Annotated in this window: 1 pseudogene; it reads left to right on the forward strand. The window is 65.7% G+C overall.

Annotated features, from left to right (window positions below):
- Positions 1-254, forward strand: a pseudogene (locus SB754_RS21580) (ABC transporter permease); the annotation flags it as partial.

The raw sequence follows: 254 nt of genomic DNA on the forward strand, positions 1-254 counted from the left end.
GCGAACAGTTCACCGTCGGCGCGGTGCGCGGGGACGACTGGTACAGCCACAGTCCGGTGGTCTGGACCGGTTTCGCCGACTGGCAGACGTTGAACCGGACCACCGACGCCACCGTTCTCGCGGTCACCGGCGTCCCGAACACGGCGGCCGTGAACAGGATCGCCGGAACGACATCGACGAGTGCGCCGGATGCACTGCAGGCGATCGGGTCCTACACATCCGAGAACAGGTCGCTGACGTTGATGACCGTGATG

This window comes from Leifsonia sp. SIMBA_070 (genome assembly GCF_046534635.1).
GTDB lineage: Bacteria > Actinomycetota > Actinomycetes > Actinomycetales > Microbacteriaceae > Leifsonia.